Below are 25,953 nucleotides of genomic sequence, written 5' to 3'. Positions count from 1 at the left end.
TCAGCGGATGACCCCTTCCAGTACGGCGCGGAACCGGGGTTGCAGATGTTCCATCAACAACGAAGCCACCGCCTTGTCGGTCAGGTCCAGAACCACCCCCTGATCTTCCGCCCGCACGCGGATCCCTTCCTGACTGTCATCGGTCGCGTGCAGTTCGACATTCTCGCGCAACATCTTTGCGGTCAGTCCAAGAACGTATTTCGTCAGCTTACCGGATTGAATGTCATCCGCGTTTTGCTTGATGTCTTCCTGCGTGGCGACCTTCGCGGGCAAAATGACCTGAACCTTGCCATCCAGATTGGCTCCCTCACTAGCCCGACCGACAACCTCAAGGATCATTTGCCTAAGAAGCTCAGGATCAGACATCTCTTTGGTCACAAGGCGTTCAACGTCTTCTTTGAAGCGATCTGTCAAACCGGCCTTCATGGTCAACACGGCATCCCGCATCGCGGTGTTCAACGCCTCCTCACCCGCTGCACGGTAATTGTCGGATTCTGTGCGGGCTTTCTTTTTGAACTCATCGGCTTCGCGTTTGGCATCTGACAGAATGCGCGCGGCCTCGGCTTTGGCGTCTTCGCGCAGCTTCTCGGCTTCGGCCTGACCTGCGGCAACCCCATCGTTGCGCAGCTTGTCGATCAGGGCATCAACGCCATGTGAAATTGCTCCGGTCTGTGCCATCAGCTGATCCCCGCACTAATGACCAAGGCGAATACAAAGGCAAAAACACCAAAGCCTTCGATGATCGCAGCCGGTGCAAGCGCAAGGCCAAAAATCTCGGGCTTTTCCTTGGTGGCGTTGATCGCTGCGGCGCAAGCCCGGCCCTGCCAGATGCCGCAATACATCAGCGCAATGCCGGACAGTATGCCAATGCCGAATAATCCGCCTGCGTTTTCCGGCGTCACGGCGCGGTTCAGGGTAAACATGATGACAATCCCATAGATCACCATCGTGGACGGAAAGGCCGAAACGCCGACGAACCGCCCATAGCCGCCTTCGGTTTCTGTCATGGCCCCGATACTGGCCATCCCCGCAATCGAACAGCCAATGGCGCTTGCCGCAGCCCCCAACGCCATAGGCGCGTATATGCCCAGCCAACCCAGTGTAAGAACAAGCTCATTCATTCCTGAACCTCCTTGCGGGCAAACGGACGAAAGACGATGCCTTCATCCGGCAGACCCCATTTAAAGAATTCGATGTAATTCAGACGTAAGCCGTGGACGACGCCGCTCATCATAGCGAGGGCGAAATTTAAAACGTGACCGATGATCAGGATCAGCAGTCCAAACAGTATGCCCGGTCCTTTCAGCGCCTGCATGACAGACACGGCCAGATCGTTGAACGTGATGGCCAACGATGCCGAAGCAAGGCCCAGCGCGAACAGGCGCATATAGCTAAGGACATCGCCAAACGCACCCATTGCTCCGGCAAGACTTTGCAATCCCTCAATCAGACGCCAGATCCAGTCTGTCGGCTTTTGGATAATCCGCTCGCTGGAAAACAAGAAAATCGCCAGAACACCAGCGATCAGGATCGCCGACCCCGGCACAGGTGATTTTCCGTTCATATAGCTGAGCCACAGTACAAATCCGCCGATCAGGGCAGCAATCCATCCCAGATTGGCAATCGCCTTGCGTTGCCCCCAGGCCGCGCGGGCCGCCAATGCGTTGGCCAGAACCAGATGCAACACACCAACCACAATCGACACCATCATCATGGCCCCGAAATTGTTCAAATCCAGCACCTTGAGCTTTGCCCAGATTGAGCCGGCAGATGGAGAAACACCAAAGTAGCTGCCGACCAAAATGCCGTAGAGAATTGTAGCGCCTGAGACAATCAGCCCGAACTGACGCCAGGACCTTTGACCGGCTGTGCCATCCATCCGTTTCCAAAACGCCAGCAGCCCCAGCAGGATGACAGCGCCGTATCCGGCATCCGCGACAATCATCGCAAAAAAGATCGCGAAAGAGGCCGAGACGATGACACTCGGATCCCAATCCTGATATCCGGGCACCTGATAGAACAGCGCCAGATCAACAGCAGCGCTACGGTTTTCAGGTTGCTCCAGTAATGTTGGAGGCGCGTCGCCCGGCCCTGGCTCTTCGACCAAAACGGCACATCCTTTGGTGTGCGCCATATCTAGAACTGCGTCTATCCGATCCTCAGGGACCCACCCCTGCAATGCAAACATCGCCTCTTCGTCGCGTACCTTTTGCGTGGCATGGGCCAGTTCGGCGGCGCTTTCGGCTACGGACAGGTTCTGACGCATCAGGGTCAGATAGCGGGTTTGTGCCACGCGTTCAGCGTCGAGCGCCTCAAGCGCGATTTCGGCTTCCTCCAGTTGCGCCTCAAGCTCGTGAATGGGCAACGAGCCTACATGCGTGCGCGGGATCGGCAGAATGTCATCATCGGGTTCGTCTGGCGCGATCAGGACCGCGTAAAGAAACCGGTGATCCTCTTCCAAAATCGCCCAAGGCAGTTTGACATCGGACAGAGCTTCACGATGTTTCAGAGGCACTTGATAAAACCACAACCTGTTGCCCGCCAAAACATCCGTTGGCGGGAAGTCCAGATCACCCCACGGTCGCACTTGGGCGATACGATGCGCCAGAAAATCCCGCCGGTCCATCGTTTCCCGAGTGTGTTGCATGAGGTCAGTCACCTCATGCACAAAACGGTCCATGTCAAATTCGGGGTCTCGCTGAATCTGGCGTCGAGGCTCGGGAACTTCTGCGAGGAAACGCAACGTTTTATACGCTTCTCTTGCACTACGCTCGCTGATCTTTTCAGGTTCATTTGGTGGCGGAACAAGAGGCAGAACATGCATACAGCCTAGGTCTTGCAGCGCCTCAAGCGTATCCGCCTTGTGCGCTGCAGGCCCGACCAGAGACATCTTCTTCAATCGCGCGACGCTCATGTCAAAACCTCTCGCGCGTGTTTGCGTTTGGAGATTTTTGACCGCACGACCGCCTGCATCTGTTCGTCACTCAGATAGATGCGGATCTTCTTGATATTGGCCTTGGCACGGGGGATCAGAACTTTTTCGAACAAGTTGACCCGCTGGGTAATCGTGGCCACCGCCTTGTCGAAAATCCGCACGCGTTCCTCGGCGATTTTGACCCGCAGGCGCGCTTCGATCATGTCGTGCAACAACTGTGCAGCGGCATCAACCCAATGAGGTTTGGCCAGTACCGAATAGGGGCGCACGACAACTTCAATCCGGTCAAGCTCAGGCATCTTGACGCCAACCACGTTGACCTCTTTGACCTTGTAATCCTTAAGCTCAACCAACCCGTCCAGATCGATACCCTGCTGGGCCAACATAGGAAGCTTTTCGCCCACCTGCTGCGCTAGGGCCTTCACCTCATGCTCAAGGCGTTTGACGTCCTCGCGCGCCTTCACCCGTTCGGCCATCAACTGCTGACGCTTCAGGTCCAGCGACGGCAGGAACCGCTCATAGCTTTTCAGCTGCGTCTGCTGGCGGGCCAGCGACGATTTATTCAGCTGCAACCGCGCCATTAGCATCCTTTGGGAAATACTTGTCGATCAATGCCTGCTTCATCAGCAACTGTTCCTGAGCAAAACACTCGGCCAGTGTTTTCCAGCCCAAATCCAACGCGTCTTCAAGTGGGATCGAGACGTTGATGTCCATGAACCGCGACCGAAACAGGGCGCCAAACTTCAGCAACTGATGGTCGTAATCAGACAGATCAAATGCCATCGCCTGCTTTTGCGCGGCATCGCGGCTTTCCGAATAGAAACGGATCATCGTATTCATGATCTGCCCGTGATCTTCGCGCGTCGTTTTACCGATCACGTTCTGCTTGAGGCGCGACAGGCTGCCGAACGGATCAATCACGCCAGAGTGCAGATAGAACTGGCCTTCGGTAATGTAACCTGTGTTGTCCGGCACCGGATGGGTCACGTCGTTGCCGGGCATCGTTGTGACGGTCAGAACAGTGACCGATCCACCCTTGGCATAATCGCAGGCTTTCTCGTACCTGCGTGCCAGCTGCGAATAGAGATCGCCCATATAACCACGCTGCGAGGGCACGCGTTCCTGACTGATACCAACCTCTTTCATTGCATCGGCAAAAGCTGTCATGTCGGTCAGCAGAACGAGCACGCGCTTGCCCTCTTCCACCGCGAATTTCTCGGCCACCGCCAAGGCCATGTCAGGGACCAACAGCCGCTCGACCAGAGGATCCATCGCCTGATTGACGAACATCACAGTGCGCGAGAACACACCCGCATCCTCGAACGACGTACGGAATGTATGGTAGTCGTCAAAAATCAGACCCAACCCGCCAAAGACGACAATATCTGCATCCGCCTGGATACCGATTCGGCTGAGGAAGGCGTTGAATGGCTCACCTGAGACCGAGAAGATCGGGATTTTCTGGCTTTCGACCAGCGTGTTGAACACATCGATCATCGGCACATCGGTGCGGATCATCTTGTTGGGAACCGCACGTTCTGCCGGGTTCACGGTCGGTCCGCCAATGTCGATTCGGGGTTCAGAAGACAGATCTGGTCCACCGTCTATCGGCACACCCGCGCCATCAAAAACACGCCCCAGAATGTTCGCCGAATACGGCGTTTGCATCGGGTGTCCCAGAAAGGTCGCCGTCGCTTCGGTCGAGATTCCTTTAGTGCCTGAAAACACCTGAAGCGTCACAACATCCCGGTCGATGAAGATCGCCTGCGCCAATGTTTTACGGCCATCTACGGTCTCTATCACCGCAAGGTCGTTGAACCGAACCGCTGGGTTTCGATCGCCCTCGACCGGCACCCGAACCTTGATCGTATCCCCCACAATTTCCAGAACACGTGTGTACTTCAACAGGCTTCGGGACATTACGCATCCTCGCTGGTCCAAGTTGCTTTTTGCAATCAGCGCCGCATCGTTCACCGGCAATTTTTGTAATAACAATCCCAGCTTACAACGAATTCACAATTTGGCAAATGAGTTCGATTCCACCCGCTCTCGGATGCCCGAGCATCAATTACTAAAAATTTAGTTTGACACATGCGCGACAAATCGCTGATGCTGTCTGGCATCCGGTTACCGCCGGAAACCATAATCTTTGGGAGGAGACAGATGCGGAGACATCTACTTTCCGCAGTGGCGGCGGCTGCCGTCATTGCGGGGCACGGTTCTGCTTGGGCCGACGAAGCCGCAGCACAACGTTGGATCGACGACGAATTCCAGCCATCAACCCTGTCGAAAGACGAACAGATGGCCGAGATGCAGTGGTTCATCGAAGCTGCACAACCCTATGCTGGCATGGAAATCAATGTCCTGTCCGAGGGCATCCCGACCCATTCTTATGAGTCCGAGGTTCTGACCAAGGCGTTCGAGGAAATCACCGGCATCAAGGTCAACCACCAGATCCTTGGTGAAGGCGAAGTGGTTCAGGCTGTTCAGACCCAGATGCAAACGGGTCGGAACCTGTATGACGGCTATGTCAATGACAGTGACCTGATCGGCACGCACTCGCGCCTGCAACTCGCCTATCCGCTGACCGACATGATGGGCGGCGACTGGGCGGCAACAACTTCGCCGACTTTGGATCTGGATGACTTCATGGGCATTCAGTTCACAACCGGCCCGGATGGCAAGCTGTATCAGCTACCCGACCAGCAGTTTGCGAACCTCTATTGGTTCCGCAAGGACTGGTTTGATGATGAGACCAACAAGGCCGCATTCAAAGAAAAATACGGCTATGACCTGGGTGTTCCGGTCAACTGGTCTGCCTATGAGGACATCGCCGAATTCTTCACCAATGACGTGAAAGAAGTCGACGGCGTGACGATCTACGGCCACATGGACTATGGCAAACGCGCGCCTGACCTTGGCTGGCGCATGACCGACGCCTGGCTGTCGATGGCCGGTGCCGGTGACGTGGGCGAGCCGAACGGTGTTCCGGTCGACGAATGGGGCATCCGCATGGAAGCGGGCACCTGTAACCCTGTTGGCGCATCCGTTTCGCGCGGTGGCGCAGCAAACGGCCCAGCAGCGGTCTATGCGATCCGCAAGTGGGATGAGTGGTTGCGGGCCTATGCACCTCCGGGTGCGGCGTCTTATGACTTCTATCAGTCGCTGCCTGCGCTCAGCCAAGGCAACGTGGCGCAGCAGATCTTCTGGTACACCGCCTTTACCGCCGACATGGTGAAGCCGAAGTCCGAAGGCAACAACACCGTGGATGACGAAGGCACACCGCTTTGGCGGATGGCGCCCAGCCCGCATGGCCCCTATTGGGAAGAAGGCCAGAAGGTTGGTTACCAGGACGTGGGTTCGTGGACTTTCCTGAAATCGACCCCCGAGGATCGTGCTCAGGCCGCGTGGCTTTATGCTCAGTTCGTAACGTCCAAGACTGTTGACGTGAAGAAGTCCCATGTGGGTCTGACCTTCATCCGCGACAGCTCGGTCAATCACGAGTCGTTCACTGAGCGCGCACCCAAGCTGGGTGGTCTGGTCGAGTTCTATCGCTCGCCTGACCGTGTGGCGTGGTCGCCGACCGGCATCAACGTGCCGGACTATCCGAAGCTGGCCCAGATCTGGTGGCAGCAGATCGGTGACGTGAACTCGGGCGCCTTCACCCCGCAAGAGGCGATGGACCGTCTGGCAGAAGAGATGGACATCACCATGGCCCGTATGCAGGCCGCGGATGAAAGCGCCGGTGTCTATGGCGGCTGTGGTCCGCGCCTGAACGAGCCGCAGGATCCGTCCTTCTGGTTGGAAAAAGCCGGTTCGCCCAAGGCCAAGCTTGAGAACGAAAAGCCGCAAGGCCAGACCGTCAACTATGACGAACTGGTTCAGCGCTGGCAGTCTCAGTAAGCCAAAAGCAACCGGGGGTGCCGCGTCAGGCACCCCCACCCCAATGCCAGTGCAATGCACTGAAGGACCGGAACTCACGGACATGATTGAACTTCAAGACGCCACCAAACGGGTTGGCAATGTTATCCATATCAAACCTACGAACCTGACGCTGCAGACCGGCCATTTCAACGTGCTGCTCGGTGCGACGGGATCAGGCAAGACCTCTCTGATCAAGATGATGGCCGGGCTGGACCCGATCGCCTCGGGCAAGGTCTTTATGGATGGGCAAGACGTGACCCGGCTGAACACGCAAAAACGTCAGATCAGCCTGGTGCACCAATTCTTCGTGAACTACCCGCATATGACCGTTTTCGACAACATCGCTTCGCCCCTGCGCGTGGCTGGCATGGCGAAATCCGAGATCGAAGGCCGCGTGGAAGAAGCCGCTGACCTGCTGCAACTGCGCCCCATGCTGCAACGCCGCCCGCATGAGCTTTCGGGGGGGCAACAACAACGCACCGCGCTGGCCCGCGCAATCGCAAAAGAAAGCCGTGCCGTGTTCCTGGATGAGCCGCTGGCCAACCTTGACTACAAGCTGCGCGAAGAACTGCGCGAACAACTGCCCGACCTGTTCGCAGGACGCGGTGCAGTCGTGGTTTACGCCACCTCGGAACCCGAAGAGGCCCTTTTGCTGGGCGGTTACACTGCCTTGATGGAAGATGGTCGTGTTACCCAATTCGGTCCAACTGCAGACATCTACCGCAACCCTGAAAACATCGCCGCAGCGCGCGTCTTCTCGGACCCGCCAATCAACGTGGCGAGCATTACCGTCTCAGGTGCTCAGGCGCAGCTGGCCGGAGGTGGCGGCTGGACGGTTAACGATATGGCTGATGGCGAATACATGGTCGCCGTGCGCCCGCACCGGGTGACACCATATCGGACATCTGAAGCAGATGTGGAACTGACAGGCCGTGTGATCGTGACAGAGCTGTCAGGCTCTGACTCCAGCGCGCATTTCCGGCACGGATCGGATGACTGGGTTTCGCTGGCTGCTGGCGTGCATCCGTATCAGGTCGGCGAGGATCACAGTTTCTACATGAACCCGGCCCATTGCCGGTATTTCAGCCAAGACGGCAAAAGGGTGGCCTGACATGGCACAGATCAAGCTTTCAAACCTACGACACAGCTACATGCCCGCGCCGAAAGGCCCCGAGGACTATGCGCTGAAAGAAATTGATGTGACCTGGCGCGATGGTGGGGCATATGCTCTGCTCGGGCCGTCGGGTTGCGGCAAGTCAACGCTGCTGAACATCATATCCGGCCTTCTTACCCCCTCGGAAGGTCGGATCCTATTTGATGACCGGGACGTGACGGCGCTGCCCCCCGATCAGCGCAACATCGCACAGGTGTTCCAGTTCCCAGTGATCTACGACACGATGACTGTGGGCGAAAACCTGGCGTTCCCGCTCAAGAACCGGGGCGTCGATGCAGCGACCATCAAACGTCGCGTCGATGAGATTGCTGAGATGCTGGATGTCACGGACATGCTGAACACTCGCGCCAGTGGCCTCAGCCCGGACAACAAGCAAAAGATCTCGATGGGGCGCGGTCTGGTCCGTGACGACGTGAACGCGGTCATGTTCGACGAACCTCTGACAGTGATTGATCCACATCTGAAATGGAAACTGCGGTCCAAGCTGAAAGAGCTGCACCAGCGTGTCAAAGCCACCATGATTTACGTGACCCACGACCAGACCGAAGCGTTGACCTTCGCCGACGAAGTGGTCGTCATGCAAGAGGGCGAGGTCGTGCAGATTGGCACGCCTGTTGAACTATTTGAACGCCCCCAGCACACATTCGTAGGCCATTTCATCGGATCGCCGGGCATGAATGTTTTGCCCTGCGAGGCCAAAGGTGACCGCGCGGTCTTCGAAGGACACGAGGTCATGCTGGAAGGCCCCACCCTAGGCGAAGGTGGCCGCACCGATCTGGGTATTCGCCCGGAATACATAAGCTTTGGCGAAACAGGCGTCCCCGCGCATGTGACCAAAGTTGCGGATATCGGTCGACACTATGTGGTCAGCGCCATGGTCGGAGACACCCCAGTAAAGGCGGTGGCAGAACACAACGCGCCCAACCCAGGTTCGCATGTTTTCCTGCAATTCAAACCAGAACAATCCCGCGTCTACCGCGACGGCTGGATCGCAACTCAGGAGCGGGCGCAATGAGAACAGAAAACCAAAAAGCATGGTTCTTTGTCCTGCCGGTTCTGGCGCTGGTCGCGTTCAACGCGCTGGTGCCGATGATGACGGTGGTCAACTACTCGGTGCAGGAAACCTTCGGCAATAACCAGTTCTTCTGGGAAGGTCTGGGCTGGTTCGAACAAATCCTGCGCTCTGACCGGTTCCAGGCCGCCTTGGGTCGGCAATTCCTGTTCACCTTCCTGATCCTGCTGATCGAGGTGCCGCTGGGTATTATCGTTGCCCTGTCGATGCCGCGCAAAGGGTTCTGGGTACCGGTCTGTCTGGTCTTGATGGCGCTGCCCATGTTGATCCCATGGAACGTAGTCGGCTCAATGTGGAACATCTTCACACTGCCGAAAATCGGCTTGATGGGATATTTCCTGAATGATGTGCTGGGCATAAACTATGACATGACGCAACAGCCTTTGTCGGCCTGGATCACCATCATCGTGATGGATGTGTGGCACTGGACGTCGCTGGTTGTGCTGCTGTGCTATGCGGGCCTCGTTTCGATCCCGGATGCATATTATCAGGCGGCCAAGATTGACGGTGCCAGCCCATGGTCCGTGTTCCGCTATATCCAGTTGCCCAAGATGAAGACCGTCCTGACCATCGCCGTTTTGCTGCGTTTCATGGACAGTTTCAACATCTATACCGAGCCTTTCGTTCTAACAGGCGGCGGCCCCGGCAACTCAACCACCTTGCTTTCGATCGACCTTGTGAAGATCGCGCTGGGACAGTTCGACCTCGGCCCTGCAGCTGCGATGAGCCTGATCTACTTCGCGATCACGCTGCTGGTTTCGTGGGTCTTCTACACACTGATGACAAAGGATGATGCGGAATGAAAAAGCGGTCCCTTATCCCGATCCTCTACATCGCGTTCCTGATGCTGCCGATCTATTGGCTGGTGGCGATGTCCTTTAAGACGACGAACGAGATCTTGTCGGGCTTTTCCCTGTTCCCCCAGACCTTTACGCTGGAGAATTACATTACCATCTTCACCGATCCGACGTGGTATTGGGGGTACATCAACTCGATCATCTATGTGACGATCAACACGGTGCTGTCGGTCTGTGTCGCCCTGCCTGCGGCCTATGCGTTCTCGCGCTACCGGTTCCTTGGGGACAAGCAATTGTTCTTCTGGCTGCTGACCAACCGGATGGCTCCGGCGGCGGTGTTCGCGCTACCCTTCTTCCAGCTCTATTCGTCGATCCACCTGTTCGACACCTATCTGGCCGTGGCTCTGGCGCATACGCTGTTCAACGTGCCTTTGGCAGTGTGGATTTTGGAAGGCTTTATGCGTGGCATCCCGAAAGAACTGGATGAAACAGCCTATGTCGATGGCTATTCCTTCCCGCGCTTTTTCGTGACGATCTTCCTGCCCAACATCAAAGCGGGTGTCGGCGTCGCAGCCTTCTTCTGCTTCATGTTCTCTTGGGTAGAAATGCTGCTGGCGAAAACACTGACTGCAGTCGAAGCCAAACCCATCGCCGCCGTAATGACCCGCACCGCATCAAGCGCGGGATATGAACTGGGTCTTCTGGCTGCCGCCGGGACGCTGACCATCATCCCCGGTGCCATCGTCATCTGGTTTGTTCGCAACTACATCGCGCGCGGTTTCGCGATGGGACGTGTGTGAGGTTCAATATGCGTAAACTTCTGATCACCCTCCCCTTCCTGCCCACCATGGCTGTCGCTCAGCAAGCAGGTTGGGGCAATGTCGGACAGCAAGAGGAAAAGGGATTTTCCTGGACCGATCCCCTTTGGCCCGAATTCTGGATGGCCTGGACACCAGCGACACTCGCCCTCTTCGTTGGAATCTTCTCAGCCATCGCCCTGATCGGGGTTCTTGAAGGGTTCAAGTATCGAGACGGGATCGAACGGCGTGGCGTGCTGGGCCTTACCACCACGTTGGGCGACCGGCTGTTCATTACCTTGCTAGGCTCAGCTTATATCTTTCTCGCCTGGCTTGGGATCGTCGGACAACCAGTCTGGACACCACTTTTCCTCTCGATTGGCTGGGGCGTTTTTGTGTTCTGGAAAGTTTAGACTTTGAGAAATCGCGAAAGGATGCTTGTCTGTCAGGCATACGAACCATGACGACACCGAGATCGATGCGAAAGAAAAAGACGACAAATCTGCTGACCGAGGTCGAACTGGAGTTCATGAACGAACTCTGGGCCCTCGGGGAAGGCTCGGTGCGCGATGTCCTAGACCGCCTGCCCTCAGACCGCAATCTGGCCTATACGTCTGGTGCCACGATCCTGCGCATTCTGGATGAAAAGGGTTTTGTAGAAAGCCGTAAGTCAGGCAAGACCCTGATCTATACGCCGCTTCTGGAAAAGGACAGATATCAGGCCCGTTCGCTACAAAACCTGTCCCGCACCTTGTTCGATGACACGCCTGCCACGCTGGTGGCCCGGCTCGTCGATGATGCAGGGCTGAGCGAAGCCGACCTGGAGGATATTCGAGCGCTGGTAGAGAGGAGACTGCAAAATGACAGCGGTTAGACCGGTTCTCGACGCATATATCGAACTTAACATTGTGCTGGCATTGTCGGCGGCCATCTGGTTGATGGCACGCGCCGCCCTGACCCGCACGGCTTTGCGCCACGGCTATGTCGCACAGTTACGCGCACTCAAGGTTCTGTGCATTTGTATTCTGATCAGCCCTTTTCTTGCATTGGGCGTATCGTCTTTGGCCGCTCATGCATGGCCGGGAAGCGCTGTCGCCCTTGGTGACATCGCGGTTGCCGCTTATCTGCGCGGCGAGATCGCTATGCCTGCCGTGCAGTTCGAGGCCCTGCTGAATACACGTGAAAGATGGGTTGATCTTGCTTTGTCAGGACAGCAGCCCGTTTTCATCTCACTCGCTGCCCTGTTCGCTGTCGTCGCAATTGTATATGCCGTTCGAGCTTTTCGGGACGCCGTGATGATCCGACAAACGGTCAGGTCAAGCTTCCTTTGGCGGAAATCGGCAAAGGTGGATATCCGCCTGTCGGATCGCATCACCGTGCCGTTCGCGGTTCGTGGTCTGCGCCGCCGTCATGTCGTACTGCCCAGCCATCTTCTGGACACACCGCGCGAGCTGCGTTTTGCACTGGCCCACGAGTTTCAGCACATTCGTGCAGGCGATGTGGAATGGGAACTCGGATTTGAACTTCTGCGCCCTCTGCTGTTCTGGAACCCCGCATACCTGATGCTCAAGTATCAGTTCGGCCGCTTGCGTGAGCTGGCATGTGACCAATCTGTTGTCGCCCGCAAAAGGATCGATGCGCGCGAATACACTACCTGTCTTCTGGACTATTGCGCGCGTACTCTTTCGACAAGAAATCCGCGCGTCTTAAACGTTGCCTTTGTGACCGGTGGAAAAGCCAAGCGCGTCTTGCGTCAGCGTGTGATTGCGTTGACGGATGAACAGCCCGCCGAAGCCCCCCTACCCGCGCTGTTCCTTGGTATGTCACTGACCTTCGCCATCCTTTTGGCGCTGGGTGCGGCTTCGATCCAGCAAACTCAGGACTGGAGTCATGATCGCCTGATGCTGTCGACGGTCGTCAATCTGGAACGTCTTCAGGCGCGTAATCAGGGCAACTAATGCCGCTGCCTTACCAGCCGCGGCGCCCAAACAGGGAATGGATACGACCCTGATCCACAAAAGGCTCGGGCGCGTGTGAACGGCCCAACCGCGCCACCACACGCTCGACCATAACCCAGCTGATGATGGCGAAAATGACGCCGCCAAAGGCTTGGCCCAGCAGAACACCAGATGCCCCAGCAAGATTGGACCCAATGGTTGCGAAAACCCACGTTCCAATCGTGTGTCGTCCCCAATTGATCCAAGTGGAATAAACCGGGTGCCCAAGGTTGTTGAAACTGGCATTCGACACGAAAATCACACCATTGAAAAACGAGGCCAGCGCCAAAGGCCCGCAGAACAGATAAATCAGAACTCGTGTTTCCCCTTGGGCTGCAAACAAGTCTGCAATAGGTGCGCGAAGCAAAAACAAGATCGCAGCCATGCCAAGAACGTAAAGTGCGGTGAATTTGATCCCGGCCAGAAAAGCGGCGCGTACCCGGTCAATCTTCTCGGCCCCAAAATTCTGTCCGATGATTGGCCCTATTGCGCCTGACAGGGCAAAAATGACCGAAAAGGCTACTGGCAGCAGCCGTCCTATGACGGCCATGCCCGCTACCGCATCTGTCCCGAATTGCGCAATCTCGCGCACTACGATCGCGTTCCCGATGGGCGTGGCCACGTTTGTCAGAACAGCAGGAATTGCGATGGCACGGACAGGGCGTAAGTCCTGAGCCACCTGTTTCAAAGACGGGCGCGCAAACCCCTTATGAACCTTTAACGCGGGCCATAGCGCTGCACCCAGCATGCACAACCGCGCCAAAACCGAGGCTATTGCCGCTCCATCCAGCCCCAGTCCCAGAGCAAAGATCAGGATCGGGTCCAGAACCGCATTCACCACGCCGCCATAGATTGTGGCCATCATTGACCGCCGCGCATCGCCATGGGCACGCAGCACGGCCATGGCCGCCATAGCAATCGACATGACGCACATTGTCGGCAGGATGATCGAGACATAGCGCGTGGCCAGCCTCAGAACCTCACCTTCTGCGCCAAGCAATGACAGCAGATGGCTGAGGTTCAACAAGACCAGCACCGGAACGACCAAACCGACGATCAGACCCAGCACCGCCACACTGGACGCATAATGCCTTGCCTGTTCGGCCCGCCCCGCCCCCAGTTCCCGCGCAACCAGTGCCCCGGCAGAAATCGACAGGCCGATATTGATTGCGTTGGTGAAAAACAACAGCGTTCCCGCATAGCCTACAGCCGCCGCCAGCGCGTCGTTGCCCAGCATCGAAATGAAGACCATGTCCACAAAGTCGACGGCGAAAATTGCCATCAGCCCGATGCTTGTCGTCAACGACATTCGGGTGACATGCCGCATCAGACTGCCGCTCAGGAATACGGCTTCGGTTTGAGATTGGTTGGACATTCTAACCTGTTGTGCTCGGAGGCGTACTGAGCCAGAATCACAGATCACCGCCACGCGTCAACGGTTTCGTTCCGATCTTGGTGGTCGTGGTTGAACACCCGACGCAACCCGCCATCCCGTTTTGCCATCCACAGCCCCATTATGACGTGTTAGAACTGCCCTAACACCTATTGTCCGAGGCGAGGCAGAGCATGAAACTGGAATTCCACCACATCAACTTCGTGGCTGATGATGTTGATCGTATGCATGATTTTTACACTAACGTGCTGGGTCTGGATGATATCCCACAGGACAATTTTCCACGCACCGAAGCCGACAAAGACAGCGGCTATGACGGTAAAATCCGCTTTGCGACCGAGGGCAACATGCAGATGCATTTGGCCCAGCGCGCCTTTGATGTAGCCTTCAAGAACGGGCGGGTGATCAACCCTGTCGAGCGCGGCCATATCGCCTTTCGCACCGATGATCTGCCCGCCTTCCTGAAGCTGCTGGACGAACGCGGCATTCCTTATTCCGACTACGGCACCACATTTGCGAAAGAGTGGCATCAGGTGTTTTTTCACGACCCCGAAGGCAACGTGATCGAAGTCCACCAGCAGGTTGTTCAGGACGACTGATCCGAAAAGGGCGGAACCAACCGCCCTCTCCCCGGCTTCCGTTCCTCAGACAAACCTGTTGACGTAGTTTTCCAGTATTTCCTGACGCCCCGATCGTGGTTGAGGATTGATCCCCTCGGCCAAAACCCGTGCGGCAATCTCGTCCAGGCCTGAAGCTAGCATCGCCTGCGCCTCGGGCGTCTTCCAGCCCGCATAGCGGTCCACCAGCGCTTTTTCCAAACCGCCGTCTTCAAGCATCGCAGCCGCGGCTTTCAGACCTCGGGCACAGATATCCATCCCGCCCACATGCGCGGCAATCAGATCTTCGGCGTCGATGGATTGTCTGCGCAGCTTGGCGTCGAAGTTGGTGCCCCCGGTGGTGAACCCGCCCGCTTTCAAAATGTGGTAATAGGCCAGCGCGACTTCGGGCGTGTTGTTGGGGAACTGATCCGTGTCCCAGCCCGATTGATAATCGTTCCGGTTCATATCGATGGACCCCAGCATCCCTTCGGCCGCTGCCACGGCAATCTCATGTTCAAAGCTATGGCCGGCAAGGATCGCATGCCCCTGTTCGAGGTTCAGTTTGACCTCATCCTCCAGACCATACTTGCGCAGGAACCCGATGCAGGTGGCCGCGTCATAATCATACTGGTGCTTTGAAGGCTCCTGCGGCTTGGGCTCAACAAGGATCGCACCTTTGAACCCGATCTTGTGCTTGTACTCGACCACCATGTTCAGGAACCGGCCCATATGATCCAGCTCGGTCTTCATGTCAGTGTTGAGAAGCGTCTCATAGCCTTCACGCCCGCCCCACAGCACATAGTTCTCACCGCCCAGCTTGTGGGTGGCATCCAGGCAGGATTTCACCGTGGCTGCGGCAAAAGCATAGACATCCGGGTCAGGGTTCGTGCTGGCGCCGCCCATCCAGCGGCGATGGCTGAACATATTGGCCGTGCCCCACAGCAGCTTGGTGCCCGACACCTGCATCTTTTCGCCGATATAGTCGGTGATCTCGTTCAACGTGCGCAGATTGTCCGCGAAATTCCCCTGTTCGGGGCGAATGTCCGCATCGTGCCAGCAGAAATAGGGCTGCCCCAGTATCTGAAACATCTCAAAGGCCACATCGGCCTTCATCTTGGCCCGGCCCATGTCATCCTGCGGATGCCAGGGGCGTTCGAAAGTGGGGCCGCCAAACGGATCCCCGCCCTCCCACGCGAACGAATGCCACCACGCCACGGCAAAACGCAGGTGGTCCTCCATGCGCTTGCCCATGACGATTTCGTCCGGGTTGTAGTGACGGAACGCGAGCGGGTTCTTACTGTCCTCGCCCTCGAATTGGACCTGCTCAATCCCCTGAAAGAATCCGCTCGTCATCTTGCTCACCTCATTCCGTCTTTTCGCCGGGTTTCTTGCCCAGAATGATCATCGACAACAGGTCGTCGTCAGTGACATCAGGGATGTCGACTGTGCCAACCAATTGCCCGTTCTTCATGACCGAGGCCCGGTCGCATAGCTCCATCACAGCGTGCACATCGTGGTCGATCAGGAAAATCCCGATACCTTGCGCCTTTAACTGTTGGATAAGGTCCGCCACCATCTGCGTTTCATGCGGACCCAACGCGGCTGTGGGCTCGTCCATGATCAGGATGCGTGCGTTGAAATACACCGCGCGCGCAATGGCCACCGATTGCCGCTGACCGCCCGACAGGGCCGAGACCGGATCGTTGAACTTCTGAAAGTTCGGGTTCAGCTGCGCCATGATTTTGCGACACTCAGCCTCCATCGCAGCATCATTGACCAGACCGAAGGGCGTGACCATTTCCCGACCCAGGAAAAGGTTCGAGCTTGCATCCAGATTGTCCGCCAGCGCCAGCGTCTGATAGATCGTCTCAATATTGTTGGCCCGCGCGTCACGCGGGTTGTTGATCTCAACCTTCTTGCCATCGATCAGGATTTCGCCATGGTCCATCTGATAGGCGCCCGAAAGCACCTTGATCAGAGTGGACTTACCGGCCCCGTTGTGACCCAGAAGGCCCACAACTTCGCCCGGGTACAGATCGACCGAGACGTGATCTACCGCCTTGATGCCGCCAAAGGAAATCGAGATATCGCGCATCTCCACCAGAGGAGGCTGGCCGGAGCCACGGCCCGAAGCTTGGTTCTGTGTTTCTTGAGCTTGCATCATTTCGCCCCCAGACGTTTGCGATAGACGATGTCGATATAGACGGCCAAGACCAGAACAGAGCCGACGACGATGTTCTGGAACGGTGCGTCCACGCCGACCATGGCCATACCAGATTGCAGCGCCTGCATGATCAAAGCGCCAAGGATTGCGCCATAGATCGTGCCGATACCACCCGACAGCGCTGTTCCACCAATCACGGCGGCAGCAATCACGCGCAGTTCATCCAGCGTGCCAATATCGTTGGAATGGTTGGCCAGACGGGCCGATGCAACAACCGCCGAGAGCGCACACAAGAAACCCATCAGAGCAAAGATTTTGACAGTCATCATGCGGGTGTTGATACCCGACAACTCTGCCGCGTCCGGGTTTCCGCCAGTGGCAAAGATATAGCGGCCAAAGCGGGTTTTGCGGGCCACAACGGTCAATGTCACGGCCACAAGGATCAGGATCAGGACCGAGATCGGAATGCCGTAGCCAACGATCAGCCCCTCGGGCATGGTCTCACCACGCGCTTCGAACATCCGTTCCAGACGGCGGGTCGGGATCGCATAGCTGTTGACGATCAGGACATAGCCCATGATGGCGATGCCAATGATGCCAGCCAGAGTTGTCTCAGCCCAAACAGGTTTCACAGGGAAGCCGTGGGCGGCTTTGGACCGGCGGCCGCTCCACAACGCCCAGATCGCTATAGCCGTGGCTGCAAGGCCGAATAGAAGGCTGACGGTTGTTCCCAATGTGCCGTTGGTGCCACCGAACATCAGGAAGGTGCTGTCCAGCGGGCCGATCGTCTGGCCATCGGTCATGTACCAGGCCACGTTGCGCCAGACCAGAAAACCGCCAAGCGTCACGATAAAGGCCGGGATGGTCAGGTACCCCACCATCCAACCGTGGAACGCGCCGATCAATGTGCCCACTACAAGGCCCACCACCAAAGTGATCGCCCAGGTCGCCGGGTGGTTCAAACCCATTCCCAATACATTGGGCAACAGCTCGGTCTGAGTCATCGCCATCACGGCAGACGTGGTCGCCAAAAGAGCGCCGACCGAAAGGTCAATGTGGCGCATGACGATGATGAACACCATGCCACAGGCCATGATCGCGACCGAAACGGTCTGGATCGACAGGTTGAACAGGTTTCTGGGTGTCAGAAAACGGCCGTCCGTTACGATATTGAAACCGATGCACAGGATGATGAAGGCGCCGATCATGCCCAATAGCCGCATATCCAGTTCCAGCTGCTGGAACAGGTTGGCCTTTGCTTTTTGGGGTACCGGCTGAGACGAAGTTTCGGTCATATCCGATCTTTCATGTTCAGCTATGATCTCTGGCCCACCCTTGCGGGCCAGAGATATTATGGTTTGGAACTTGGTTTAGTTACAGGGCGCAGGGCCGTTTTCGACGCCCTGACACAGGTCTTCCAGCGGGATCCAGCCCGCATCAACTACCACGGTCAGGTTGTCTTTTGTGATCGGCACAGGCGCCAGGAAAACCGAGTTCATCTCGGTGCCGCCGGGCGAAGTCCAGCTGATCGCGCCTTCGACATCTGCAGGGCTGGTTCCGCTGCTCAACGCAACCGCGATTTCACCGGCAGCTTTGCCCAGCTCACGCGCGTCTTTCCAGACCGAGACGGTCTGCGTGCCCTTGGCAACACGGTTCAGCGCCGCGTGGTCACCATCCTGGCCCGAGACCGGAATGCCGTCCATGCCTTGTGCGGTCAGTGCAGCAACAACGCCACCAGCAGTACCGTCATTCGAGGCGACCACGGCATCAACGTTGTTTTCGTTGGCAGTCAGGATCTGTTCCATGTTGCGTTGTGCGTTCGCAGGCAGCCAACCGTCAGTATAAGCCTCGCCCACAATCACGATGTCACCACTGTCAACAGCGCCCTGAATGATCTCTTGCTGACCACCACGCAGGAAATCCGCGTTCGGGTCGGTGGGCGAGCCCTTGATCATCACGTAGTTGCCTTTGGGCATTGCGTCGAATACCGCGCGCGCTTGCATCCGACCGACTTCAACGTTGTCAAAGGTCAGATAAAACGCCCGGTCATCTTCGATCAGGCGGTCATAGGCAATGACTGGGATGCCCTCGTCAGCAGCAGCTTGAACCGCCGGGCCAATGGCCTGAGAGTCTTGCGCAAGAATGATCAGTGCATCAACGCCCTGGGCAATCAGGCTTTCGATATCCGACAACTGCTTGGCCGACGACGATTGCGCATCGGACGAAATGTATTCGGCTCCACCCGCCTCAAGCGCGGCTTTGATCGCGGCCTCATCGGTCTTCCAACGCTCTTCCTGGAAATTCGACCAGCTAACGCCCACAACAGGTTCGGCAAAGGCAGCCGTACCCATCAACACCGCCAAAGCGGAAGCGCTGAGAATTCTTTTCATGATTTCCTCCCGGTTTCATTGAGCCATCGCTTCATGATTCGTGGCTCTCGTTATTATGGGTAGCATATTTATTTCAGTCGGTAAAATATTTATGCTATCGGTAACAGAAAAAACCACCTAGGTTGAAACAGGGATTAGATTCGCGAGGGCAAGATGCTGAAAAGCAGAGCTTCTTCAAACGCCACGGACCAAAGAAACATCACCCGATTACGGGTTTTGGAACAGATTCGCGCCACCGAAGCCATTTCCCGAATCGACATTGCCACCGCGCTTGAGACCAGTCCGGCTACAGTCACTTCGGCCACGGCAGATCTGCTGTCCGCCGGTCTGATCCAGGAAATTGAAGGGGAGTCGCCGTCCAAGTCCACGCGTCGCGGTAGACCGCGTGTGCTGCTCAAGCTGCACGGCGGATGCCATATGATCGCTGGCGTGAAAGTTGCCCGGCATCATATCTCGGTCATTTTGGTGGATTTCGAGGGTACGGAAATCGCGTCTTATACCCATCCATTGGATGAGGCGCGCATGGCCCCCAAGGCTTTCACACAGATGATCCACACGGCCCTGTCCCGCGCCTGCGAAGTGGCGCACCGTGCGCTGGCTGATCTGTCCGGAGTGTGCATCGGCATCGCAGGGCTGATCGACGCTGAACAGAACTTTGTTCATTGGTCTTCATCTTTAACCGAGCGCAATGTGGACCTGAGCCCGCTCTTGTCCAAGGCCCTGCCCTGCCCCGCCTTTATTGAAAACGATGCCAATCTGGTGGCCAAAGCCGAGCAGCTTTTTGGGCTGGGCAAAGGGCTGAAGACCTTTCTGGTCGTTACCATTGAACACGGGATAGGTCTGGGCATTGTGTTTGAAGGCAAGCTGTATCGCGGCGAACGCGGTTGCGGGGCAGAGTTCGGGCACTTGAAGGTTCAACTGGACGGCGCGCTATGCCAGTGCGGGCAGCGCGGCTGCCTTGAGGCTTATGTCGGAGAATACGCCCTGATCCGTGAAGCGACGATCGCAAGCCAAGCCACAGACCCGCAAACACTTACCGATATACTCGCATCCGCAAAAGCCGGGGATGCAAGGTCGATCTCGGTTTTGGCGCGTGCCGGGCAGATGTTCGGAATGGGGCTTTCGAACCTGATCAACCTGTTCGACCCCGAGTGCATTATTCTGTCCGGAACAAGAGGAAGTTTTGAGTACCTGCATTCAGAGGAGGTCATGGCGCGCGTCAAAAGCGGTGTCGTCAGCGTTGACGCACCTCTACCCGAAATCAAAGTGAACCACTGGGGGGATTCAATGTGGGCAAAAGGAGCGGCTGCTTATGGAATCGAACAGGTCTCGATCCTGAAAGTCCGGGAATTGGCGGCACATGCGAACTAGTCTGGCTTTCCTGCTGACCACGGCGACAGCCGTTTCTGCGGATGTACCTTCCCCGCTGTTTATTGGCGTTGACGTCCCGCCCCACGTGTACGACGGCGGCTGGGAGCATTTTGTCGGCGGCGGGGTTGCGGTTTTCGACTGCAATGGCGACAACCGCCCCGAGCTTTACGCCGCCGGAGGTTCCAACCCCGCCCAGCTGTTTTTGAACCTGTCCGAGACGGATGTTCGATTTCGCGCAGACACGCCCAGCGCACTATCCCTGACGGGAGTGACCGGCGCGTACCCGCTGGATGTGGATGGCGACGGGCTTCTTGATCTCGCAATTCTGCGAGTCGGTCCCGATCTGTTGCTGCGTGGCGGGCCGGATTGCACATTCGCGCCTTTCACGACGCTGAACTACAATTCCGCAGATCATTGGACCACCGGTTTCTCGGCCACTTGGGAAAGCGGGCAAGCGCTGCCTACGCTTGCGTTTGGTACTTATGTTGACCGCAGCGATCCGGACGGACCGTTTGAGACTTGCGGACCAACCGTGTTGTACCGACCGGTCGGGAGTGCCTATGGGGCCCCTGTCCACCTGGAACCTGGGCATTGTTCCCTCTCGCTTCTGTTTTCCGACTGGTCGCGGTCGGGGCGCGCGGACCTGCGTGTCAGTAACGACCGACACTACTACGTCCGTGACGGACAAGAACAATTGTGGGCGATGGAAGACACCCCGCGCCTTTATGGTCAGGCAGACGGATGGCTGCCCTATTCGATCTGGGGCATGGGCATCGCGTCGCGCGATTTGACCGGAGACGGGTTTCCGGACGTCTACCTGACCTCGATGGGGGATCAGAAATTTCAGATTTTCGATCCCGCATCGGACGGGCCGACATGGCGTGACGCGACCTATGATCGGGGGACAACAGCACACAGGCCGCATACAGGTGGCGATGGTCGCCCTTCAACCGGTTGGCACGCGCAGTTTGGTGACGTGAATAATGACGGGCTGGACGATATTTTTGTCACCAAAGGTAACGTCGAGCAGATGCCCGACGCTGCGCAAACTGATCCAAACAACCTGCTGATGCAAAACGACAATAGTCAATTTGTCGAAACAGCATCAGACGCAGGCGTCGCTTCTATGGCAAAGTCCCGCGGTGGAGCCTTAGCCGATCTGAACGGGGATGGCTGGCTGGACATGGTGGTGGTCAATCGCGGCTCGCCGCTGGAGGTTTTTCAGAACACGCCGCAGGATGGCAACTGGTTGATGGTGGATCTGGGTCAAGCACAACCCAACCGCTTGGCTGTTGGCAGCTTTATCGAGGTCAAGACAGACGCCGAAGTGCAGACGCGGGAAGTCACAGTTGGCGGCGGTCATGCCAGTGGCATTGCTGGATTTCACCATTTTGGTCTGGGCGATGCGGACAGCTTGCAGATCAGGGTGATCTGGCCCGATGGCAAGGCAAGCGATTGGCAGACCGTCACCCCCAATCAGGTGATACGCCTTCGCCGCTGACTATTGGTCAATGGGCAAACCACTGGGAACGGTCTTGGGTACACCCAACCGCAAAGCCGGGTCCTCCAGAGTGCTTAGGAAACTCAGGATGGCGCTGATGTCATCGTCGCTCAGGCTCACAGGAGCCAGTGTGTTAGAAGCGGCGATCGCTTCGACATGTGCCGGGTCCTGCAAGGCTCGGGTATCCTCCACCCCATCAAACTCGGGCAGTTCGGCTTTCTCGATCGAATATCTGCGTAAGGCTGCCACCGGATCCAAATGGTGGCGCACCACATCCTCTAGCTTCGCATATGCGCCGCTGTGCCCATAGGGCGCGGTCAGTGTCACGTTCCGCAGCGAAGGTGTACGAAAGGCAAACGCATCCTCTGTATCGCCCGTGACGCGCAACCGCCCGTCATCGCGCACGTGGTTTTCGAACCTGGCCGCTTTTCCGGGGCCGATCTGGGGCATGGCGATGGAATGGAAACTGTGATCCGTCTGGAACCATCCGGAATGGCAGCTGCTGCACCCGGCCTCGCCGTAAAACAAGGTCATGCCTAATTGCGCTGACGCAGGCAGAGTTTCTTCACCCCGCATCGCACGGTCAAAAAGGCTGTTATCTGCTCGCCATTCAAACGCGATGAAATCCGCGATGACATTGGCGATCGCGGTAAAGGAGATCTCTTCCCCGGGCGCGATGTCCTCAAACCGTTGCGAATACTCCGGTATCGCCGCCACCCTCGCCGCGATCAGGTCCCAGGCGCCGTCCTCCTGGGTCAATAAACCAAGCCGCACGGCCTTGCTCACCTCGTTTTCGGAATAATGCCCCGCCATCTCGTCGGGCGAAAGCACCGGGAACATCGCTTGCGCGGCCAGAGCCGACTGAAAACCGGGCCGCATATCCGTTCCTAACGGTGTTCGGATGCCATTTGGCTGTGTCGGATCAGCCTCTAACCGCCCATCATGGAAAAAGATCGTGAACTCCGACGCGCCTAAATTCCACAAGCCCGGAGAGTTTCGCGGAATCCGTTGTTCGGGCGTGTTGTCCTGATTGATGTTACGCTCGGACCCGAGCCCCACGCCGCCTTCGCCAATTCCAAGCGAGAGCCCGTCAGATGTGCCCAGTTCAGGATGATGGCAGGTCGCGCAGCTGATGTTTTTATTTCCCGACAGGATGGGGTCGTAGAACAGAAGTTGCCCCAACTCGACACGTTCCAGATCCGGCTCAACAAACGTCGGAACCGGGCCAAGGTCTTGTGCCTGAACTGCGGGTACGAATAGCCACAGGCCGGCAACGGCCGCCGAAATCTGACCTCTCATGTGCGCACCCCGTCTATCTCTAACGTAAGTTTCTGATGATATGGCTTTTCCGGCGTGGAGATCACAGACGGGAACGCGGGATGGTTGGCCGCGTCCGTGTATCCGGCAGGTTCAATACAAAGCGCGGCCCCAGGTCTGAACGGATCCGACAAATGCGCCGCCGCATAGACCTGAGCACCGGGTTGATCGGAATAGACTTTCATACTTAAACCCGTTGGTGCGTCGACTTCTGCCACAGGCATTTTCACATCTCTCCCGTCCGCAAACACGAAATAATGGTCAAGATAGCCTGTTTCGTGACCAATAATTCGACGGCACGAGAAATCCAGGTTTTCGTCCTTGGTGTTCAGAGTGCGGCCTGTGGGAACAGCGTTTTCGTTTAGTTCCAGAAACTGATCGGCATTTATTTTGAGTCGACAATCGAGAATGCCCTGCGAACAGCCAAGAGTGTAATAATTATGCTGCGCGATGCTGATCGGCGTGGGTCGATCCGGACGCGCGGTGATCGTGTAGGTCAGGCGCGGGAACTTAAGCTCTACGCCCAACTCAAACCGCACTGTGCCGGGGAAGCCGCCGTCGCCGTCAGGTGAAACCACGGATAGAACGGCTTGATTTCTGGAAACTTCACGAAAATCCCAGTGTCTTCTGGACAACCCGCTCCTGCCACCATGCAAGGTGTTTTGCCCCTCATTCGCGGTCAGGCGACAGGTTTCACCCAGCAGGTCGAACCGGGCTCCGCTGATGCGGTTGGCCACGCGTCCGACAGTTGCGCCCAGATAATACGGATCTGTGAGGTAATCTTGCGGAGAGTCATAGCCCAGTATCAAAGGCGTTTTCCCCATCCACCACCCTTGTGTGATCGCGCCATAGTTCAGCAAGACAACAGACATGTCACCGTCTTGCAACGTAACCCGTTCAATGGTCGCAGAAGACCGCTCCGTCATCGTTGCACCGACAGCGGCGACAGGGCCGTGTAATACTGGCGATAGCGTTGGTACGCTTCATCATATCCATCGCACAGTTCTGTTCTTGGCAAAATGACCTCAGAAATGTCCGGAGGGGTCATGATGTCCTTTGGATCTGCCCCTTCAGATGCGCAGGCGGCCAGACGCGCCGCGCCGGTCGCTGCGCCAAACTCACTTCCCTCGGGCAATGCCATCGGAGTGTTCAGAGCAGTCGCCAGCGTTTCCAGCCAAAACCGCGATCGTGCCCCGCCCCCCACGACGAGAAGACTTTGGGGCGTTGTTCCCGTACCCCTGAGTGCCTCAAGACAATCGCGCATGGCAAAGGCGACACCTTCCATTACAGACTGTGTCAGCGCCTTGGGATCCGCCGCTATATCCAACCCCAGAAATGCCCCCCTGATGGCGCTGTCGTTATGGGGTGTCCGCTCCCCCGACAGGTAAGGCAGAAAAGTCGTATCCGAGGGCCCATCGATCCGGTCCGGCAAGACAGACGCCAACGCTGCAACAGACTGCCCCACGTTGCGTGAAAGCCAGTTCAGACTGTTTGTGGCGGACAGGATGACACCCATTTGAATCCAACGGTCGGGTACCGCGTGGCAAAAGCAATGAACCGCCGTTTCCGGCGCGGGCGCATAGCTTTCTTTCGCCACCAGCAGCACCCCCGAAGTTCCCAGTGACAGAAAACCCGTGCCTTCTTGGATGCTGCCGATACCGCAGGCTGCTGCTGCGTTATCTCCTGCTCCTCCTGCAATCAGTACAGGCCCGGTCAGGCCCCAGCTCTGCAAGATCTCGGTCCGTAACTGCCCTCCAACTGCGCTGCCTTCTACCAGTTGAGGCATCTGATCTCGGCGCATATGCCCCAGCTCAAGCGCCGTGTCAGACCATTCGCGGCGACCAACATCCAGCCACGCTGTCCCGGCACTGTCCGACACGTCACTGATATATTCGCCTGTGAGCCAAAAACGCAGGTAATCCTTGGGAAGCAGAACCTTAGACACTTTTTCGAAGATCTCGGGTTCATGTATGCGCACCCATTCCAGCTTTGGCGCCGTAAATCCTGGAAAAACGATATTCCCTGTAACCTCGCGCATCCCGGTGGAACCGTCTAACTCGGCAGCTTCGGACGCGGATCGCGTGTCATTCCACAAGATACATGGCCGCAACACCGAGCCTTCGTGGTCAAGTAACGTGGCACCATGCATGTGCCCGCTTAGCCCAATGGCACGCACAGCAGAAAACGCTGCAGAATTCGCCTGGCGCAATTGGACAACCACCTTTTGGCAGGCCTCGATCCAGTCCGATGGCGCTTGTTCCGACCAGCCAGAGCGTGGTGTGGAGGTTTCAACACCCGCTTCGGCATCCGCAAGCACACGCCCGCCGTCGTCCACAACAATTCCACGGAGACCGGATGTCCCCAGATCCAGACCCAGATACACCTGCTCTCCCCCCCTTTTTTGCCCTTCGCAATTCCCTACCCGGTTACTGCTGGCTTTTTTCAAAACAGTTTGCGCTAACGTATTACGCCAAATTCAACGAATGCGACATCTTTTTTATGCGGGATTCCACGCGCCACAC

24 protein-coding genes are annotated in these 25,953 nt (G+C 57.0%); 11 read left to right on the top strand and 13 right to left on the bottom strand.

The window, feature by feature from the left end:
* From ACR0EV_RS02465 to ACR0EV_RS02445, 5 genes are read right to left on the bottom strand one after another with little or no spacing between them, the layout of a single operon-like run.
* Positions 1–678 (bottom strand): hypothetical protein, encoded by a 678-nt coding sequence (locus ACR0EV_RS02465; RefSeq protein ID WP_480798643.1) that lies wholly within the window; start codon positions 676–678, stop codon positions 1–3.
* Complete coding sequence (locus tag ACR0EV_RS02460) at positions 678–1,121, bottom strand: ATP synthase subunit C (protein WP_171089197.1); 444 nt, start codon at positions 1,119–1,121, stop codon at positions 678–680. Before ACR0EV_RS02460 ends, ACR0EV_RS02465 begins: the two co-directional genes overlap by 1 nt.
* Positions 1,118–2,914, bottom strand: coding sequence for a V-type ATP synthase subunit I (locus ACR0EV_RS02455; RefSeq protein WP_480798642.1), 1,797 nt, complete (start codon positions 2,912–2,914; stop codon positions 1,118–1,120). The genes ACR0EV_RS02460 and ACR0EV_RS02455 overlap by 4 nt, the downstream gene beginning before the upstream one ends.
* Positions 2,911–3,516 carry a V-type ATP synthase subunit D gene (locus tag ACR0EV_RS02450; RefSeq protein ID WP_480798641.1) on the bottom strand — a complete coding sequence of 202 codons (606 nt, stop codon included), beginning with the start codon at positions 3,514–3,516 and terminating at the stop codon, positions 2,911–2,913. Before ACR0EV_RS02450 ends, ACR0EV_RS02455 begins: the two co-directional genes overlap by 4 nt.
* The gene (locus tag ACR0EV_RS02445; RefSeq protein ID WP_480798640.1) at positions 3,494–4,855 is read right to left on the bottom strand and encodes a V-type ATP synthase subunit B; all 1,362 of its coding nucleotides are present in this window, start codon (positions 4,853–4,855) and stop codon (positions 3,494–3,496) included. The genes ACR0EV_RS02450 and ACR0EV_RS02445 overlap by 23 nt, the downstream gene beginning before the upstream one ends.
* A 243-nt stretch (positions 4,856–5,098) precedes the next feature.
* On the opposite strand from ACR0EV_RS02445, the gene ACR0EV_RS02440 reads away from it, so the two are divergent.
* The 8 genes from ACR0EV_RS02440 to ACR0EV_RS02405 all read left to right on the top strand — a co-directional run bounded on the left by ACR0EV_RS02440 (position 5,099) and on the right by ACR0EV_RS02405 (position 12,657).
* Complete coding sequence (locus ACR0EV_RS02440) at positions 5,099–6,838, top strand: ABC transporter substrate-binding protein (protein ID WP_480798639.1); 1,740 nt, start codon at positions 5,099–5,101, stop codon at positions 6,836–6,838.
* An 82-nt stretch (positions 6,839–6,920) separates the two neighbouring features.
* Positions 6,921–7,970, top strand: coding sequence for an ABC transporter ATP-binding protein (locus ACR0EV_RS02435; protein ID WP_480798638.1), 1,050 nt, complete (start codon positions 6,921–6,923; stop codon positions 7,968–7,970).
* Between the two features lies 1 nt (position 7,971).
* A complete protein-coding gene (locus tag ACR0EV_RS02430) occupies positions 7,972–9,048 on the top strand; it encodes an ABC transporter ATP-binding protein (protein WP_171089185.1) in 1,077 nt (358 codons plus the stop codon).
* Positions 9,045–9,908 carry a carbohydrate ABC transporter permease gene (locus ACR0EV_RS02425; protein ID WP_480798637.1) on the top strand — a complete coding sequence of 288 codons (864 nt, stop codon included), beginning with the start codon at positions 9,045–9,047 and terminating at the stop codon, positions 9,906–9,908. Before ACR0EV_RS02430 ends, ACR0EV_RS02425 begins: the two co-directional genes overlap by 4 nt.
* Complete coding sequence (locus tag ACR0EV_RS02420; protein WP_058280831.1) at positions 9,905–10,702, top strand: carbohydrate ABC transporter permease; 798 nt, start codon at positions 9,905–9,907, stop codon at positions 10,700–10,702. The genes ACR0EV_RS02425 and ACR0EV_RS02420 overlap by 4 nt, the downstream gene beginning before the upstream one ends.
* A gap of 8 nt (positions 10,703–10,710) precedes the next feature.
* Positions 10,711–11,112, top strand: a complete 402-nt coding sequence (locus ACR0EV_RS02415; RefSeq protein WP_480798636.1) for a DUF2160 domain-containing protein — start codon at positions 10,711–10,713, stop codon at positions 11,110–11,112.
* A 65-nt stretch (positions 11,113–11,177) separates the two neighbouring features.
* On the top strand, positions 11,178–11,573 hold the full coding sequence (locus ACR0EV_RS02410; protein ID WP_171089177.1) for a BlaI/MecI/CopY family transcriptional regulator: 396 nt from the start codon (positions 11,178–11,180) through the stop codon (positions 11,571–11,573).
* The gene (locus ACR0EV_RS02405; RefSeq protein WP_480798635.1) at positions 11,560–12,657 is read left to right on the top strand and encodes a M56 family metallopeptidase; all 1,098 of its coding nucleotides are present in this window, start codon (positions 11,560–11,562) and stop codon (positions 12,655–12,657) included. The genes ACR0EV_RS02410 and ACR0EV_RS02405 overlap by 14 nt, the downstream gene beginning before the upstream one ends.
* Positions 12,658–12,667: 10 nt before the next feature.
* Here the strand turns inward: ACR0EV_RS02405 and ACR0EV_RS02400 are convergent, their stop codons facing one another.
* Positions 12,668–14,071, bottom strand: a complete 1,404-nt coding sequence (locus ACR0EV_RS02400; RefSeq protein WP_480798634.1) for an MATE family efflux transporter — start codon at positions 14,069–14,071, stop codon at positions 12,668–12,670.
* Between the two features lie 191 nt (positions 14,072–14,262).
* Between ACR0EV_RS02400 and ACR0EV_RS02395 the strand changes: the two genes are divergently transcribed.
* Positions 14,263–14,688, top strand: a complete 426-nt coding sequence (locus ACR0EV_RS02395; protein ID WP_171174923.1) for a VOC family protein — start codon at positions 14,263–14,265, stop codon at positions 14,686–14,688.
* A gap of 45 nt (positions 14,689–14,733) precedes the next feature.
* On the opposite strand, the gene xylA is transcribed toward ACR0EV_RS02395, so the two are convergent.
* The 4 genes from xylA to xylF all read right to left on the bottom strand — a co-directional run bounded on the left by xylA (position 14,734) and on the right by xylF (position 19,203).
* On the bottom strand, positions 14,734–16,041 hold the full coding sequence (gene xylA / locus ACR0EV_RS02390) for a xylose isomerase (RefSeq protein WP_480798633.1): 1,308 nt from the start codon (positions 16,039–16,041) through the stop codon (positions 14,734–14,736).
* A 10-nt stretch (positions 16,042–16,051) separates the two neighbouring features.
* Positions 16,052–16,849 (bottom strand): ATP-binding cassette domain-containing protein, encoded by a 798-nt coding sequence (locus ACR0EV_RS02385; protein WP_171174927.1) that lies wholly within the window; start codon positions 16,847–16,849, stop codon positions 16,052–16,054.
* Complete coding sequence (locus ACR0EV_RS02380) at positions 16,849–18,147, bottom strand: sugar ABC transporter permease (RefSeq protein ID WP_171182571.1); 1,299 nt, start codon at positions 18,145–18,147, stop codon at positions 16,849–16,851. The genes ACR0EV_RS02385 and ACR0EV_RS02380 overlap by 1 nt, the downstream gene beginning before the upstream one ends.
* 75 nt (positions 18,148–18,222) lie before the next feature.
* On the bottom strand, positions 18,223–19,203 hold the full coding sequence (gene xylF / locus ACR0EV_RS02375) for a D-xylose ABC transporter substrate-binding protein (RefSeq protein ID WP_371732105.1): 981 nt from the start codon (positions 19,201–19,203) through the stop codon (positions 18,223–18,225).
* A gap of 192 nt (positions 19,204–19,395) precedes the next feature.
* Between xylF and ACR0EV_RS02370 the strand changes: the two genes are divergently transcribed.
* Positions 19,396–20,613: an ROK family transcriptional regulator gene (locus ACR0EV_RS02370; protein ID WP_480798632.1), complete on the top strand. Its 1,218-nt coding sequence runs from the start codon at positions 19,396–19,398 to the stop codon at positions 20,611–20,613.
* Positions 20,603–22,114: a CRTAC1 family protein gene (locus ACR0EV_RS02365; protein ID WP_480798631.1), complete on the top strand. Its 1,512-nt coding sequence runs from the start codon at positions 20,603–20,605 to the stop codon at positions 22,112–22,114. The genes ACR0EV_RS02370 and ACR0EV_RS02365 overlap by 11 nt, the downstream gene beginning before the upstream one ends.
* Here the strand turns inward: ACR0EV_RS02365 and ACR0EV_RS02360 are convergent, their stop codons facing one another.
* The 3 genes from ACR0EV_RS02360 to xylB are packed head-to-tail and all read right to left on the bottom strand — an operon-like array spanning position 22,115 to position 25,814.
* Entirely contained in the window at positions 22,115–23,413 is a 1,299-nt protein-coding gene (locus ACR0EV_RS02360; protein ID WP_480798630.1) for a cytochrome-c peroxidase, read from the bottom strand. It lies immediately after the preceding gene.
* Positions 23,410–24,357: an aldose epimerase family protein gene (locus ACR0EV_RS02355; RefSeq protein WP_480798629.1), complete on the bottom strand. Its 948-nt coding sequence runs from the start codon at positions 24,355–24,357 to the stop codon at positions 23,410–23,412. The genes ACR0EV_RS02360 and ACR0EV_RS02355 overlap by 4 nt, the downstream gene beginning before the upstream one ends.
* On the bottom strand, positions 24,354–25,814 hold the full coding sequence (gene xylB / locus ACR0EV_RS02350; protein WP_480798628.1) for a xylulokinase: 1,461 nt from the start codon (positions 25,812–25,814) through the stop codon (positions 24,354–24,356). The genes ACR0EV_RS02355 and xylB overlap by 4 nt, the downstream gene beginning before the upstream one ends.
* Positions 25,815–25,953: the final 139 nt, after the last annotated feature.

The sequence above is a fragment of the Ruegeria sp. CF8 genome (assembly GCF_056537285.1).
This window is presented reverse-complemented; position numbering and strand designations above follow the sequence as displayed.